Raw genomic sequence first — 14,618 nt, 5'->3', positions numbered from 1 at the left:
TTTCTATCCTTGCGCGGCTGGGGCCGAGGCGGCCGCGCCGAAATAAACGTCGCCGGCGGAGATCGCAGTGGCGATGCCGGTAGCAGCCCGTACGACGAGCCGGCCGCTGTCGTCGATCGATTCGAAGCGCCCGCGGATCGTTCGGCCGCCAAAATCGACCGAAACCTGTGCGCCAAGCCCTGCGGCGCGCGCCATCCAGGCCTTGCGGACCGCTGGCAGGCCTCGCCCGCTATCCCACACTTCGAGCCAGCCGACGAACGAGTCCGCAAGCGCCACGAACAGCGCTTCGGCCTCGACCGCGTCGCCGCGAGCCGCGAGCGAGGTTGCGGGATAAGGTAGACCTTCCGGCGCGGAGACGACGTTGACGCCGATCCCCACCACGACGGCGAGCCGGCTGTCCTTGAGCGCATTAGCCTCCAGCAGGATCCCCGCGAGCTTCGCGCCGTCGACGATCACGTCATTCGGCCATTTCAGCTCCGGCCGCGCGTCGCGTGCCTGAAGCGAGGGCGCGACCTGACGAAGCGCGGTTTCGAGCGAAAGCCCCGCGACGAAGCCGAGCGTCGCCGCGGTGGCGGGCGAGGCCTCGACAGTGGTCGCAAAGCTCGCCGCGAGATTGCCGCGCTCGGTCGACCATTCGCGACCGCGTCGGCCCCGGCCTTCCGTCTGCGCGCGCGCGACGACCCAAGCCGGCCCCCTGCCCTCGCGCGCAAGCGCCATGGCTTCGGCGTTGGTCGAGCCAATCGTGTCGTAGGCTTCCAGCGAGTGGCCGGCGGCGACCGCGACCGCGCCGAGCGCAAAGCTCATCGAGGCGGCCTTAGAACAGTGACTGCGCGGCTGAGGCCGCGGCGGCCGTCAGCGGGCTGGGATAGACGAAATAGAGGATCGTGAAGCCGCCCGAGACGGCGAGAACCACCTTCGCCGCGAAGGTCATCGGGGCGAACTCCACCGTCGCGTCGTCGAAATAGATGATCTTGACGATGCGCAGGTAGTAGAACGCGCCGACCACGCTCAGCACGAAGCCGATGACGGCCAGCGGGTAAAGCCCGGTGTTCACCGCGGCATAAAAGACGTAGAGCTTGGCGAAGAAGCCCGCCATCGGCGGAATGCCGGCGAGCGAGAACATGATCATCGCCAGCACGAAGGCCATGGCGGGTTTGGTGCGCGATAGACCGGCGAGGTCGCCGATGTCCTCGACGTAGCGATCGCCGATCCGCATCGAGAGGATGCAGGCGAAAGCGCCGAGCGTCATGGCGACGTAGATCGCGACATAGATCGCGACGCCCTTCACGCCTTCCGGCGTACCGGCGGCGAGACCGACGAGGGCGTAGCCCATGTGGCCGATCGAGGAATAGGCCATCAGGCGCTTGATGTTCTTCTGGCCGATGGCGGCGAACGACCCGAGCGCCATCGAGGCGATCGCGACGAACACCACGACCTGCCGCCATTCCGTCGTCACCGTCGGGAACGCCTCGGAGACCACCCGCACGAACATCGCCATGCCCGCGACCTTGGTGGCGGAGGCGAAGAAAGCGGTGATCGGCGTCGGCGCGCCTTCATAGACGTCCGGCGTCCACATGTGGAACGGCACGGCCGAGACCTTGAAGGCGAAGCCTGAGATCAGGAACACGATGCCGAAGATCAGCGCCATCGAGGACTGACCTGTCGACAGCGACTGCGCGATTTCGGCGAAGCCGATCGCGCCTGTCGCGCCGTAGACCAGCGACGCGCCGTAAAGCAGCATGCCGGAGGACAACGCGCCGAGGACGAAGTACTTCAGCCCGGCTTCCGTCGAGCGAACGTCGTCGCGGTGGATCGCGGCGATGACGTAGAGCGCGAGCGACTGGAGCTCGAGGCCGAGATAGAGCGCGATGAGGTCGCCTGCCGAGATCATCAGCGCCATCCCCAGCGTCGAGAGCACAACGAGGATGGCGTATTCGAACCGGGCGAAGTGCTGGCGCTTCATGTAGTCGAACGACAGCGCAAGCGCCGCGAAGGCTCCGATGAAGGCGAGCGCCTTCATGAAGCGCGCGAACGAGTCGAGCCTGAACGAGCCGCCGAAGCTGGCGACGTCGTCCACGGGCAGGACGAGGACCAGCACGGTCGCGAGCGCGAGCAGACCGAGCGCAAGCCCGTTCACGAGTTTCGTCGCGCGATCGCCCATCATGGCGCCGATCAGCACGAGAACGAGCGCCCCGACCGCGAGCACGATCTCGGGGAGCGCCGGGGCGAACGACGGGAGAGCGGTGGCTTCCATCGCGGTCAGGACTCGTTCTTGGGGCTGCGGGCTTCGGTCATCGCGCGGCCACCTTGCTGGCGGCGTCAATCGCCGCGTGCGTCGTCTGGAGCATCGCGTCGACGGTCGCGGCCGACATGTCGAGCACCGGTGCCGGCCACACGCCGTAGACGATCGTCAGCACGGCGAGCGGGACCAGCAAGGCGATCTCCTTGCGCGAAAGGTCCGGGATTGCCTCCAGCCCCGGCCTGATCGGCCCAAACACCACGCGGCGATAGAGCCAGAGCGCGTAAGCCGCCGACAAGATCACGCCCGTCGTCGCGAACAGCGCGACCCAGCTGTTCGCGCTGAAGGCGCCGATCAGCGTCAGGAACTCGCCGACGAAGCCGGACGTGCCGGGCAGACCCACGTTGGCCATGGTAAAGACCATGAAGGCCGCCGCGTACCACGGCATCTTGTTCACGAGGCCGCCGAAGGCCGCGATCTCGCGGGTGTGCATGCGGTCGTAGACCACGCCGACGCACAGAAACAGCGCGCCGGATACGAGACCGTGACTCACCATCTGGAACACCGCGCCCTGCACCCCCTGGGGGTTCAGCGCAAAGATGCCCATCGTCACGAAGCCCATATGGGCGATCGAGGAGTAGGCAATAAGCTTCTTGATGTCCTCCTGCATCAGCGCGACCAGCGAGGTGTAGATGATCGCCACCACCGAGAGCGTCCAGACGAGCGGCGCGAACTCCGCGCTCGCTAGCGGGAACATCGGCAGCGAGAAGCGCAGGAAGCCGTAACCGCCCATCTTCAGCAGGATGCCGGCGAGGATCACCGAGCCCGCGGTCGGCGCCTCGACATGCGCGTCGGGCAGCCAGGTGTGCACCGGCCACATCGGCATCTTCACCGCGAAGGAAGCGAAGAAGCCGAGCCACAGCCACCACTGCACGCCCGCCGGGAACTTGAAGGCGAGCAGCTGCTGGATGTCGGTCGTGCCCGCCGCGCCGTACATCGCGAGAATGGCGACCAGCATCAGCAGCGAGCCGAGCAGCGTGTAGAGGAAGAACTTGAAGCTGGCGTAGACCCGGCGCGCGCCGCCCCAGATGCCGATGATCAGGAACATCGGGATCAGCCCACCCTCGAAGAACAGGTAGAACAGCACGAGGTCGAGCGCCGAGAAGACGCCGATCATCAGCGTCTCGAGCGCGAGGAAGGCGATCATGTATTCGCGGACCCGGAACGTGATCGAGGTCCACGACGCCAGGATGCAGAACGGCATCAGGAACGCGGTCAGGATGATGAACGGGGTCGAGATCCCGTCCACGCCCATCCGGTAGTTGATCGCGCCGCCGAGCCATTCCGCGTTCTCGACGAACTGGAAGCCGGGATTCGACGGGTCGAACTTAGCCCACAGCACGAGCGAAACCGCGAAGTTCACCACCGTCGTCCAGAGCGCGACATGACGGACGTTCCTGAGCGCCGCCGCGTCGTTCCCGCGGATGATCAGCAGGAAGACGACGCCGACCATCGGCAGGAAGGTCAGCAGCGAGAGGATGGGCCAGTCGGTCATCGCCGTCACAGCCCCCGAACCATGAACCAGGTGAACAGGGCGGCCACGCCGATCAGCATCGCGAAGGCGTAGTGATAGACGAAGCCGGTCTGCAGCCGCACCACGCGGTCGGTGACGTCGATCACCCGCGCGGATAGTCCGTCCGGGCCATAGCCGTCGATGATCTTGCCGTCGCCGGTCTTCCAGAGGAAGCGTCCGACCCACTTCGCGGGCCGCACGAAGATCAGGTCGTAAAGCTCGTCGAAGTACCACTTGTTCAGCAGGAACCGGTAGACGGCTGGCGCCGTCCCGGCGAAGCGCGCCGGCAGGTCCGGCTGTTTGATGTAGAACAGCCAGGACAGCGCGAAGCCCAGCACCATGGCGACGAACGGCGAGTAGACGACCCAAGCCGGAACCTCATGCATGTGATGCATGATCTCGTTGTGCTCGCCCGTGAAGAGCGCCTCGCGCCAGAACTCCTCGTGCCCTTCGCCGATGAAAGAGCCGTGGAACACGATGCCGGCCAGCAGCGCGCCGATCGCCAGCACGAACAGTGGCGCCAGCATCACGCGCGGGCTCTCATGGACATGGCTCATGGTCTCAAGCGACGCCCGCGGCGCGCCATGGAAGGTCAGGAAGATCAGCCGCCACGAGTAGAACGAGGTCAGCAGGGCCGCCGTCACCAGCAGCACAAAGGCGTACAGGCCGGGACCTGAATGGGCGGCGTATGTCGCCTCGATCACGGCGTCCTTGGAATAATAGCCAGCCGTGAGCGGGAAGCCTGTGAGCGCCAGTGTGCCGATCACCATCATCCAGTAAGTGACCGGGATCAGGCGGCGCAGGCCGCCCATGTTCCGCATGTCCTGCTCATGGTGCATCGCGTGGATGACCGAGCCGGAGCCGAGAAACAGCAGCGCCTTGAAGAAGGCGTGCGTGAACAGATGGAAGATGCCGACGCCATAGGCCCCGACGCCGAGCGCGGCGAACATGTAACCGAGCTGCGAGCAGGTGGAGTAGGCGATCACCCGCTTGATGTCGTTCTGCACGAGCCCGACAGTCGCTGCGAAGATCGCCGTCGTCGCGCCGACGACCGTGACGAAGGCTAGCGTATCCGGCGCGTGCTCGAAGATCGGCGACATGCGCGCGACCAGGAACACCCCGGCCGTCACCATGGTGGCTGCGTGGATCAGCGCCGAGACCGGCGTCGGACCCTCCATCGCGTCCGGCAGCCACGTGTGAAGGCCGAGCTGCGCCGACTTGCCCATCGCGCCGATGAACAGCAGGAACGAGATGACCGTCAGCGCGTGCCAGTCATGGCCGAGGAAGTGGATGGTTTTGTCGGCCATGTCGGGCGCGGCGGTGAAGATCGTCTCGAACGAGACGCTGCCGAACAGCGCGAAGGTCGCGAACATGCCGAGCGAGAAGCCGAAATCGCCGACGCGGTTGACGACGAAGGCTTTTATCGCGGCCGCGCAGGCCGAGGGCTTCTGGTACCAGAATCCGATCAGCAGATAGCTTGCGAGGCCGACGCCTTCCCAGCCGAAGAACATCTGCACGAGGTTGTCGGAGGTCACCAGCATCAGCATGGCGAAGGTGAACAGCGACAGATAGGCGAAGAACCGCGGACGGTGCGGGTCCTCGTGCATGTACCCCGTCGAGTAGAGGTGGACGAGCGCCGAGACCGTGTTCACGACGACCAGCATGACGGCGGTCAGCGTGTCGACCCGGAAGGCCCAATCGAGCTCAAGGTTGCCGGCGGAGATCCAGCGCATGATCCGGACATGGGCGTCGGCGTCGTTCAGCGTGACATCGACAAAGGCGAGCCAAGACAGGATCGCCGAAACGAACAGCAGCCCCGTCGTCACCAGCTCCGCCAAGCGCGAGCCATAGGCCGCCGGCTCGACGGGGCCGTGATCGTGGTCGTCATGGGCGTGCGTGAGCTCGTCGCCGCCGGTCGGATGCGCGTGGTCGCCGTGAGCGGCATGGCTTACGTGCGCACGGCCATGGTCGTGATGACCGTGATGAAAGGCGTCGACCGGACCGACCGCGCCCGGATGCCGCTTACGGGCGCCGAAGAGCGCGATGCCGCCGGCGATGATCGCGCCGAGCAGCGGAAGGAAGACGATGAGGAAATACATCGTCAGCCCCTCATCCGGTTGATGTCGGAGACCGCGATGGTGCCGCGGTTGCGGAAGTAGACCACGAGGATGGCGAGGCCGATGGCGGCTTCCGCCGCGGCCACCGTCAGCACGAACAACGCGAAGATCTGCCCCTTCAGATCGCCCATGTGGGTGGAGAAGGCGACGAAGTTGATGTTCACCGCGAGCAGGATGAGCTCGATCGACATCAGGATGACGATGACGTTCTTGCGGTTGAGAAAGATGCCGAACACGCCGAGCGTGAACAGGATCGCCGCGACGACGAGATAGTGCTCGACCCCGATCACCGGACGCCTCCGCCTTCAGCGATGCCCTGCCCCGTCGGCGGCGTGACGACCTCGATCGCCTCCGACGGCCGGCGCGTGTTCTGGACAGTGATGTCCTGCCGCTTCACGTCGAGCCGGCGCTCGCGCAGCGTCAGCACAATCGCGCCGATCATGGCCGTCAGCAGCACAAGGCCCGCCGCCTGGAACAGCAGCAGATAGTCGGTATAGAGCACACGGCCGATCGCCTCGGCGTTGGTGACGTCCGTCGGGATCGGCGCACGGGCCTGAGTCACGGGCAGCGAGCCCGCCGCGGTCCACCCGCCGACGACCAGCACCAGTTCGGCCAGCATCACGAGGCCGACCAGAACGCCGACCGGCAGATATTGCAGGAAGCCCTCGCGAAGCTCCGCGTAGTCGACGTCGAGCATCATGGTCACGAACATGAACAGCACGGCGACCGCGCCGACATAGACCACGACCAGGATCATCGCGAGAAACTCGGCGCCCATGAGCACAAACAGCCCCGCCGCGTTCACGAACGCCAGGATCAGGAACAGCACGGAGTGGACGGCGTTCTTCGACGAGATGACCATCAGCCCCGAGGCCACGGTCACGCTCGCGAAGAGGTAGAAGAAGATGGCGGGCAGGGTCATGCGCGGTCCCTGAGTCCGGCGGGCTGCCGGCTGAGTACGGCGTGAGGGCGGGAAGGTAAAGAGCGGGCGGAAGTCGTTCGCACGCGCCTCACCGATACGGCGCGTCGAGCGCGATGCGGCGGGCGACCTCGCGCTCCCAGCGATCGCCGTTCGCGAGCAGGCGCTCCTTGTCGTAATAGAGCTCCTCCCGCGTCTCGGTCGCGAACTCGAAGTTTGGCCCCTCGACGATCGCGTCGACAGGACACGCCTCCTGGCAGAAGCCGCAATAGATGCACTTCACCATGTCGATGTCGTAGCGCGTGGTGCGCCGCGTGCCGTCGTTCCGGCGCGGGCCGGCTTCGATGGTGATCGCCTGTGCGGGACAGATCGCTTCGCAGAGCTTACAGGCGATGCAGCGCTCCTCGCCGTTGGGATACCGGCGCAGCACGTGCTCGCCCCGGAAGCGCGGCGAGAGCGCGCCCTTTTCGTAGGGATAGTTGATGGTCGCCTTCGGACGGAAGAAATAGCGCATCGACAGGAAGAACGCCGAGACGAACTCCTTCAGCAGCAACTGTTTGGCAGCCTGGTCGAGCCGCATCTCGAACCTCATCATCCGCGGGCTCAGCCCGCAAGAAACTCAGCAGCGACGTAGCCGACGACCGCGACTTCCACGATCGTCGTCACGATAACGACCGGACCGGCGAGCCGGCGGATCGTCGTGAATTTCGCGGCGTCCTCAGGTGACGCCCGTTCGATCTGCCGGTCGAGACCGGCGTTTAGCGCCTTCGCGCCGAGCAGCCCGATCAGCGCCCCGGCGAGCGCTCCAATCAGAGCGCCGAGGGTGGCGGGACTCACCCCGGCGCCCAGCCCGTGAACTGCAGCACCCCGGCGACGGCAACGACCATGAACAGCGAGATCGGCAGGAAGACCTTCCAGCCGAGGCGCATCAGTTGGTCGTAGCGGTAGCGGGGCACGAAGGCCTTCACCATCGCGAACATGAAGAAGACGAGGCTCATCTTCAGCACGAACCAGATGACCCCCGGCACCCAGGTGAAGGGGATGAATGGGATCGGCGAGAGCCAGCCGCCGAGGAACAGGATCGTCGTCAGCGAGCACATGGTCAGGATCGCCACGTATTCGCCGAGCATGAAGAGAAGGTACGGCGTCGAGCCGTATTCCGTCATGAAGCCCGCGACGAGTTCCGACTCGGCCTCGACCAGGTCGAAGGGCGGCCGGTTGGTCTCAGCGAGCGCGGAGATGAAGAAGATCACGAACATCGGGAACAGCGGCAGCCAGTACCAGCCGAGCAAGCCGAGCCCTGTGTCCTGCGCGCGCACGATGTCAGAGAGGTTCAGCGAGCCAACGCAGAGCAGCACCGTGATGATCACGAAGCCGATCGAGACCTCGTAGGACACCATCTGCGCGGCGGCGCGGAGCGCCGACAGGAACGGATATTTCGAGTTCGAAGCCCAGCCGCCCATGATGACGCCGTAGACGCCGAGCGACGAGATCGCAAACACGTAGAGCACGCCGACATTGAGGTCGGCGATCGCCCAGCCGTCGGCGAGTGGGATCACCGCCCAAGCGGCGAGCGCGAGGAAGCAGGTCGCGAGCGGCGCGAGCAGGAAGACGATCTTGTTCGAGCCCGCCGGGATTACGGGCTCCTTCAGCACGAACTTCAGCAGGTCGGCGAAGGACTGGAGCAGACCGAACGGCCCGACGACGTTCGGTCCACGCCGCATCTGCACCGCCGCCCAGACCTTGCGATCGGCGAGCAGGATGTAGGCGATGAACACCAGCAGCGCGACGAGCAGCGCGACGCTCTGGACCAGAATCAGCAGGACGTGGAGGAAGGTTTCCATCGGTCTATTCCGCCGCCTGCGCGAAACCGGTCCGCTTCAGCGCGCTCATCTCGGCCATGACGGCGGAGGCGCGGGCAATCGGGTTCGAGAGGTGGAAGTCGGGCATGGCGCCCGCGAAAGGCGCCGAGCCGAGCGTCCCGCCGATATCAGCGAGCTTCGCGATGTCAGCCGGGTCGCCGGCTGCGATCTCGCCAAGCGCAGCCATATGCGGGTGCGCCTGGAAGAGCGCCGCGCGAAGCTGATTCAGCGTGTCGTAGGGCAGCTTCGCGCCCAGCTGTTCGGAGAGCGCGCGGAGGATCGCCCAGTCCTCGCGGCCTTCGCCGGGAGGGAAGGTCGCCCGGTTTGCGACCTGCACGCGGCCTTCGGTGTTGACGTAGAGGCCGACCTTTTCGGTGTAGGCCGCGCCCGGCAGGATGACGTCGGCGCGATGCGCGCCGCGGTCGCCATGCGTGCCGAGATAGACCACGAAGGTGCCCGGCGCGACGTCGATCTCGTCGGCGCCAAGCAGGAAGGCGACGTCGAGCGCGCCCGATGCCGCCATCTCGGTTGCGGTCATGCCGCCCTCGTCCGGCACGAGGCCGAGGTCAAGCGCGCCGACGCGGGAGGCCGCGGAGTGGAGCACGCACAAGCCGCCCTTCTCTCCCGCAAGCTTCGCGGCCGCCGCCAGAACGGCCTCGCCGCCCTCGCCGACGAAGGCGCCAGCGCCGACGATCACCAGCGGACGCTCGGCCTCCGACAGCACGCGAGCGAAGGAATGCTTGCCTTCGACGAGTTCGGTGAGCGAAGCCGGTCCGGCGCCGATATGCTCCGAGCCGTAGGTCAGATCCACGCGCTCGCCGACCAGACCGACGCGGACGCCGCCGCGCCGCCAGCGCTTGCGGATGCGCGCGTTCAGCACCGGCGCCTCGTGCCGCGGATTGCTCCCGACCAGCAGGATCGCGTCCGCCTCGTCGATCGCGGCGATTCCGCCGTTGAAGATGTAGGAGGCGCGGCCGTGTTTTGGATGCAGCGCGGAGCCGTCCTGACGGGCGTCGACATTGATCACGCCGAGCCGGCCGAACAGGTCCTTCAGCGCGAACATCTCCTCGACCGCGGCGAGGTCGCCAACGATCGCGCCGACCCGCGCCTTGTCGGCCGCCCTGATCTTCGCGGCCACGACGCCGAGCGCCTCGGGCCAAGAGGTCGGCCGCAGCCTGCCGTTCTCGCGGACATAAGGCCGGTCGAGCCGCTGCGTCCTCAGACCGTCCCACACGAAGCGCGTCTTGTCGGAGATCCACTCTTCGTTCACGTCCTCGTTGATCCGCGGAAGGATGCGCATGACCTCGCGGCCCCGGCTGTCCACCCGGATCGCGGAGCCGAGCGCGTCCATCACGTCGATCGACTCGGTCTTCGCGAGCTCCCAGGGCCGCGCCTTGAAGGCGTAGGGCTTCGAGGTCAGCGCGCCGACCGGGCAGAGGTCGATCACGTTGCCCTGCAGCTCCGACGACATCGCGCTTTCGAGATAGGTCGTGATCTCCATGTCCTCACCGCGGCCGATCGCGCCGATCTCAGGCGCTCCAGCGACTTCGGCGACGAACCTCACGCAACGCGTGCAGTGGATGCAGCGCGTCATCGTGGTCTTCACGAGCGGGCCGATATACTTGTCCTCGACCGCGCGCTTGTTTTCGAAGTAGCGCGTGCCGGAGACGCCGTAGGCCATCGCCTGATCCTGCAGGTCGCACTCGCCGCCCTGGTCGCAGATCGGGCAATCCAGTGGGTGGTTGATGAGCAGGAACTCCATCACCCCCTCGCGCGCCTTCTTCACCATAGGCGACCGCGTGGAGACGACCGGCGGCTCGCCGTTCGGCCCAGGACGCAGGTCGCGCACGCCCATCGCGCAGGACGCGACCGGCTTCGGCGGACCGCCCTTCACCTCGACGAGGCACATCCGGCAATTGCCGGCGATCGACAGCCGCTCGTGATAGCAAAAGCGCGGGATCTCGGCCCCCGCGGCCTCGCAGGCCTGCAGGATCGTGTATTCGGCCGGAACGTCGACCTCGGCGCCGTCGACGATGATCTTGGTCATTCGCCTACCCTCACTCCGCCGCCACGGCCGCGATCGGATAATCCGCCGGCGTCGAGTTGCGCGAGTAGTCGTCGATGCGCTTTTCGATCTCGTGGCGGTAGTGCCGGATCAGGCCCTGCACCGGCCACGCCGCGGCGTCGCCGAGCGCGCAGATCGTGTGGCCTTCGACCTGGGTCGAAACCTCGAGCAGCATGTCGATCTCGCGCTTTTCAGCGCGCCCCTCGGCCATGCGGTTCACGACCCGCCACATCCAGCCCGTGCCTTCGCGGCAGGGCGTGCACTGACCGCAGCTCTCGTGCTTGTAGAAATAGGAGATGCGGGCGATGGCCCGGACGATGTCGGTCGACTTGTCCATCACGATGACCGCCGCGGTGCCGAGACCCGACTTCAGGTTCCTGAGCGTGTCGAAGTCCATCGACAGGTCCTGACACTGATGCTCAGGCAGGACCGGAACGGACGAGCCGCCGGGGATGACCGCCATCAGATTGTCCCAGCCGCCGCGGACGCCGCCGCAGTGCTTCTCGACGAGCTCGCGGAAGGTGATCCCCATCTCCTCCTCGACGTTGCACGGCCGCTCGACGTGGCCAGAGATCGAGAACAGCTTGGTGCCGGTGTTGTTCGGCTTGCCGAGGCCGGCGAACCAGTCGCCGCCGCGCCGCAGGATCGTGCCTGCGACCGCGATGGACTCGACGTTGTTCACCGTGGTTGGCGATCCATAGAGACCCATGTTCGCGGGGAACGGGGGCTTCAGGCGCGGCATGCCCTTCTTGCCCTCGAGGCTCTCGAGCAGCGCCGTCTCCTCGCCGCAGATGTAGGCGCCGGCGCCGTGGTGGACGTAGATGTCGAAGGGGTAGCCGTGGACATTGTCCTTGCCGACGAGGTTCTCGGCATAGGCCTCGTCGACGGCGCGCTGTAGCGCCTCGCGCTCGCGGACATATTCGCCGCGGATGTAGATGTAGCAGGCGTTGGCGTGCATCGCGAAGGACGCGATCAGGCAGCCTTCGATCAGGAGATGCGGGTCGTTCCGCATGATCTCCCGGTCCTTGCAGGTGCCGGGCTCTGACTCGTCGGCGTTGACGACAAGATAATGCGGCCGGCCTTCCTGGGGCTTCGGCATGAAGGACCACTTGAGCCCCGTCGGGAACCCGGCGCCGCCGCGGCCTCGCAGGCCGGACGCCTTCATCTCGGTGATGATCCAGTCCTTGCCCTTCTCGAGCAGGAACTTGGTGCCGTCCCACGCCCCGCGGCGGAGAGCAGACTGAAGGTCGGCGCCGCGGCGGCCGTTGAGGTTGGTGAAGATGCGGTCGCGATCGGTCAGCATCGTCAGCCCTCCTCGCCACGCGGCTTGGCTGGCGGCGAGACGTCGTCCGTGCCGCCCTTGCCGCCTGCCCAAGACGGTTGGCCTTCCCGACGACTGCGGTCGGCCGGCCGCGCGTCGGCCTGCACCGGCTTCTCGGCCTTGCCAGCGTCGGGCTGGGCCTCGGCGTCGCCCTTGCCCTTCGCGAGCTTGGCTTCGGGCCGCGACGCTTCCGCCGGACGCCCTGCGGAATCCGCCTCGGTTGCGTCCGCGCCGCCCTGCTCGTCGAAGCGTTTACGCCACGCGCCAACGACGGAGCCGTCATACAGCGTCTCGTCGGTGAGGGAGGTGTCTTCGCCTTCCGGCGCAGAACACGAGCGGCCGATCTGGGAGCCGGTCTTCACGGCGCGGCCGGCGCGCAGATCCTCGAGCAGCGCCTCGAGATTCTCCGGCGTCAGGTCCTCGTAATAATCGTAGTTGATCTGGACCATCGGCGCATTCGAACACGCGCCGAGGCACTCGACCTCGAGCCAAGACAGCTTGCCGTCCGCGGTCACGTGGCGCTCGTCGCCGATGACCTTGCGGCACACGTCTTTCAGCGCGTTCGCGCCGCGCAGCGCGCAGGGCGTGGTGCCGCAGAGCTGCACGAAGCGCTCGCCGACAGGCGCGAGATTGAACATCGTGTAGAACGTCGCGACCTCCATCACGCGGATGGTCGGCATCGCCAGCATCTCGGCGACCCGGCGGATCGCGGGTTCGGGCAGCCAGCCGTCATGCTGCTCCTGCGCCTTCCACAGCAGCGGGATGACGGCCGACATCTGCCGGCCTTCCGGATATTTCGCGATCTGCCCTTCGGCCCAGCGCAGGTTGTCCTGCGTGAAGGCAAAGTCGTCGGGCTGAACAGCTGCGAGGCGACGGACGGACATCAGGCCACACCCTCAACGAACGCGCTCACCGGTCGACCTCGCCAAAAACGATGTCGAGCGAACCGAGGATCGCCGAGACGTCGGCCAGCATCGAGCCGCGACAGAGATGATCCATCGCCTGCAGGTGGGCGAAGCCCGGCGCGCGGATCTTGCAGCGATACGGCTTGTTGGTGTCGTCGGCGACGAGATAGACGCCGAACTCGCCCTTGGGCGCCTCGACCGCCGCATAGACCTCGCCGGCCGGCACCCGGTAGCCCTCGGTGTAGAGCTTGAAGTGGTGGATGAGGCCTTCCATCGACCGCTTCATCTCGGAGCGCTTCGGCGGCGCGACCTTGCCGTCCATGGTCGCGATGCAGCCCTTCTCGACCCTGAGCTTCGCGCAGGCCTGCTGCATGATGCGGGCGGACTGGCGCATCTCTTCCATGCGGATGAGGTATCGGTCGTAATTGTCGCCGTTCTTCCCGACGGGGATGTCGAAATCCATGTCGGCGTAGCACTCATAGGGCTGCGACTTGCGCAGGTCCCACGCCGCGCCCGATCCCCTCACCAGCACGCCGGAGAAACCCCAGGCCCAGGCTTCGTCAAGCGGCACGACGCCGATGTCGACATTGCGCTGCTTGAAGATGCGGTTCTCGGTCAGGAGCTGGTCGATCTCGTCGAGCGCCCTGAAGAAGCCGACGCACCAATGATCGATGTCGTCGACCAGTTCGGGCGGCAGATCCTGATGCACGCCGCCGGGACGGAAATAGGCCGCATGCATGCGCGAGCCCGACGCGCGCTCATAGAACACCATCAGCTTCTCGCGCTCCTCGAAGCCCCACAGCGGAGGCGTCAGCGCGCCGACGTCCATCGCCTGCGTGGTGACGTTGAGGAGGTGCGAGAGGATGCGGCCGATCTCGCAGTACAGAACGCGGATGAGCTGTGCGCGAATCGGGATCTCGATGCCGAGCAGGCGCTCCGTGGCGAGGCAGAACGCGTGCTCCTGGTTCATCGGCGCGACATAGTCGAGCCGATCGAAATAGGGCATCGCCTGAAGATAGGTCTTGGTCTCGATCAGCTTCTCGGTGCCGCGGTGAAGCAGGCCGATATGCGGATCGACGCGCTCGACGACCTCGCCGTCGAGTTCGAGGATCAGGCGCAGTACGCCGTGGGCCGCAGGATGCTGCGGGCCGAAATTGATCGTGAAATTGCGGATGTCGGCTTCAGCCACCGGCGCTCTCCCCAAAGGACGTCGCCTCGTCGCGCGGGGACTTTCTGGTAGGATTGGCGAAGCTGTAGTTCGCCGGCTTGTCGTCCATCCAGATCTCAGCCGTAAAAGGCAGACTGGATGGATCGTCGAGCGCCTGCGCCGCAACCTCCATGCCGCTCCCGTCGCGCATGCGCCAGAACAGCGAACTGCCGCAGTTCGAGCAGAAGCCGCGTTCCCCGAAATCGGAAGAGGCATAGAACCGGAGCTGGTCTCCGCCTGAAAGCTCGAGGCTGGCCGGCTCTATGGACGTGTACATGTAGACGCCGCCCGTCCACCGCCGGCACATGCCGCAATGGCAAACGCCCATCTCGGCGCTCTTCAAGGCTGCAGAGAACGCGACGGCGCCGCAAAGGCACCGCCCCCGAACCGGCTCGTCCGTCATCCCGACG

14 protein-coding genes are annotated in these 14,618 nt (G+C 66.2%); all 14 read right to left on the bottom strand.

Features of this window, described 5'->3' with window-relative positions; genetic code table 11:
• Positions 1–3: 3 nt before the first annotated feature.
• A complete protein-coding gene (locus EYR15_RS16665; protein ID WP_131004708.1) occupies positions 4–804 on the bottom strand; it encodes a biotin--[acetyl-CoA-carboxylase] ligase in 801 nt (266 codons plus the stop codon).
• A gap of 10 nt (positions 805–814) precedes the next feature.
• Complete coding sequence (nuoN, locus tag EYR15_RS16660) at positions 815–2,263, bottom strand: NADH-quinone oxidoreductase subunit NuoN (protein ID WP_382238341.1); 1,449 nt, start codon at positions 2,261–2,263, stop codon at positions 815–817.
• 28 nt (positions 2,264–2,291) lie between these two features.
• On the bottom strand, positions 2,292–3,794 hold the full coding sequence (locus EYR15_RS16655) for an NADH-quinone oxidoreductase subunit M (RefSeq protein ID WP_131004706.1): 1,503 nt from the start codon (positions 3,792–3,794) through the stop codon (positions 2,292–2,294).
• 5 nt (positions 3,795–3,799) lie between these two features.
• Positions 3,800–5,911: an NADH-quinone oxidoreductase subunit L gene (gene nuoL, locus EYR15_RS16650; protein ID WP_131004705.1), complete on the bottom strand. Its 2,112-nt coding sequence runs from the start codon at positions 5,909–5,911 to the stop codon at positions 3,800–3,802.
• Positions 5,912–5,913: 2 nt separating this feature from the next.
• Complete coding sequence (nuoK, locus tag EYR15_RS16645) at positions 5,914–6,219, bottom strand: NADH-quinone oxidoreductase subunit NuoK (RefSeq protein ID WP_131004704.1); 306 nt, start codon at positions 6,217–6,219, stop codon at positions 5,914–5,916.
• Positions 6,216–6,851 carry an NADH-quinone oxidoreductase subunit J gene (locus tag EYR15_RS16640; protein WP_131004703.1) on the bottom strand — a complete coding sequence of 212 codons (636 nt, stop codon included), beginning with the start codon at positions 6,849–6,851 and terminating at the stop codon, positions 6,216–6,218. The genes nuoK and EYR15_RS16640 overlap by 4 nt, the downstream gene beginning before the upstream one ends.
• A gap of 88 nt (positions 6,852–6,939) precedes the next feature.
• The gene (gene nuoI / locus EYR15_RS16635) at positions 6,940–7,428 is read right to left on the bottom strand and encodes an NADH-quinone oxidoreductase subunit NuoI (RefSeq protein WP_131004742.1); all 489 of its coding nucleotides are present in this window, start codon (positions 7,426–7,428) and stop codon (positions 6,940–6,942) included.
• A gap of 23 nt (positions 7,429–7,451) precedes the next feature.
• Positions 7,452–7,685: a hypothetical protein gene (locus tag EYR15_RS16630; RefSeq protein ID WP_131004702.1), complete on the bottom strand. Its 234-nt coding sequence runs from the start codon at positions 7,683–7,685 to the stop codon at positions 7,452–7,454.
• Positions 7,682–8,692, bottom strand: a complete 1,011-nt coding sequence (nuoH, locus tag EYR15_RS16625; protein ID WP_131004701.1) for an NADH-quinone oxidoreductase subunit NuoH — start codon at positions 8,690–8,692, stop codon at positions 7,682–7,684. Before nuoH ends, EYR15_RS16630 begins: the two co-directional genes overlap by 4 nt.
• 4 nt (positions 8,693–8,696) lie before the next feature.
• Positions 8,697–10,757: an NADH-quinone oxidoreductase subunit NuoG gene (gene nuoG, locus EYR15_RS16620; RefSeq protein ID WP_131004700.1), complete on the bottom strand. Its 2,061-nt coding sequence runs from the start codon at positions 10,755–10,757 to the stop codon at positions 8,697–8,699.
• Between the two features lie 10 nt (positions 10,758–10,767).
• The gene (gene nuoF, locus EYR15_RS16615; RefSeq protein WP_131004699.1) at positions 10,768–12,078 is read right to left on the bottom strand and encodes an NADH-quinone oxidoreductase subunit NuoF; all 1,311 of its coding nucleotides are present in this window, start codon (positions 12,076–12,078) and stop codon (positions 10,768–10,770) included.
• A 2-nt stretch (positions 12,079–12,080) separates the two neighbouring features.
• Positions 12,081–12,980: an NADH-quinone oxidoreductase subunit NuoE gene (gene nuoE, locus EYR15_RS16610; protein ID WP_131004698.1), complete on the bottom strand. Its 900-nt coding sequence runs from the start codon at positions 12,978–12,980 to the stop codon at positions 12,081–12,083.
• Between the two features lie 25 nt (positions 12,981–13,005).
• Positions 13,006–14,190: an NADH-quinone oxidoreductase subunit D gene (locus EYR15_RS16605; RefSeq protein WP_131004697.1), complete on the bottom strand. Its 1,185-nt coding sequence runs from the start codon at positions 14,188–14,190 to the stop codon at positions 13,006–13,008.
• Entirely contained in the window at positions 14,183–14,611 is a 429-nt protein-coding gene (locus EYR15_RS16600; RefSeq protein ID WP_131004741.1) for a GFA family protein, read from the bottom strand. The genes EYR15_RS16605 and EYR15_RS16600 overlap by 8 nt, the downstream gene beginning before the upstream one ends.
• Positions 14,612–14,618 lie beyond the last annotated feature (7 nt).

This window comes from Hansschlegelia quercus, from assembly GCF_004310425.1.
Classification (GTDB): Bacteria; Pseudomonadota; Alphaproteobacteria; order Rhizobiales; family Methylopilaceae; genus Methylopila; species Methylopila quercus.
The sequence above is the reverse complement of the archived record's forward strand: the minus strand, read 5'-3'. Positions and strand labels throughout refer to the sequence as shown.

Coding starts and splice junctions, on each gene's coding strand:
- EYR15_RS16665 (WP_131004708.1), bottom strand. CDS start 804: ATGAGCTTTGCGCTCGGCGCGGTCGCGGTCGCCGCCGGCCACTCGCTG.
- EYR15_RS16655 (WP_131004706.1), bottom strand. CDS start 3,794: ATGACCGACTGGCCCATCCTCTCGCTGCTGACCTTCCTGCCGATGGTC.
- nuoL (WP_131004705.1), bottom strand. CDS start 5,911: ATGTATTTCCTCATCGTCTTCCTTCCGCTGCTCGGCGCGATCATCGCC.
- EYR15_RS16640 (WP_131004703.1), bottom strand. CDS start 6,851: ATGACCCTGCCCGCCATCTTCTTCTACCTCTTCGCGAGCGTGACCGTG.
- nuoI (WP_131004742.1), bottom strand. CDS start 7,428: ATGCGGCTCGACCAGGCTGCCAAACAGTTGCTGCTGAAGGAGTTCGTC.
- nuoH (WP_131004701.1), bottom strand. CDS start 8,692: ATGGAAACCTTCCTCCACGTCCTGCTGATTCTGGTCCAGAGCGTCGCG.
- nuoG (WP_131004700.1), bottom strand. CDS start 10,757: ATGACCAAGATCATCGTCGACGGCGCCGAGGTCGACGTTCCGGCCGAA.
- nuoF (WP_131004699.1), bottom strand. CDS start 12,078: ATGCTGACCGATCGCGACCGCATCTTCACCAACCTCAACGGCCGCCGC.
- nuoE (WP_131004698.1), bottom strand. CDS start 12,980: ATGTCCGTCCGTCGCCTCGCAGCTGTTCAGCCCGACGACTTTGCCTTC.
- EYR15_RS16600 (WP_131004741.1), bottom strand. CDS start 14,611: ATGACGGACGAGCCGGTTCGGGGGCGGTGCCTTTGCGGCGCCGTCGCG.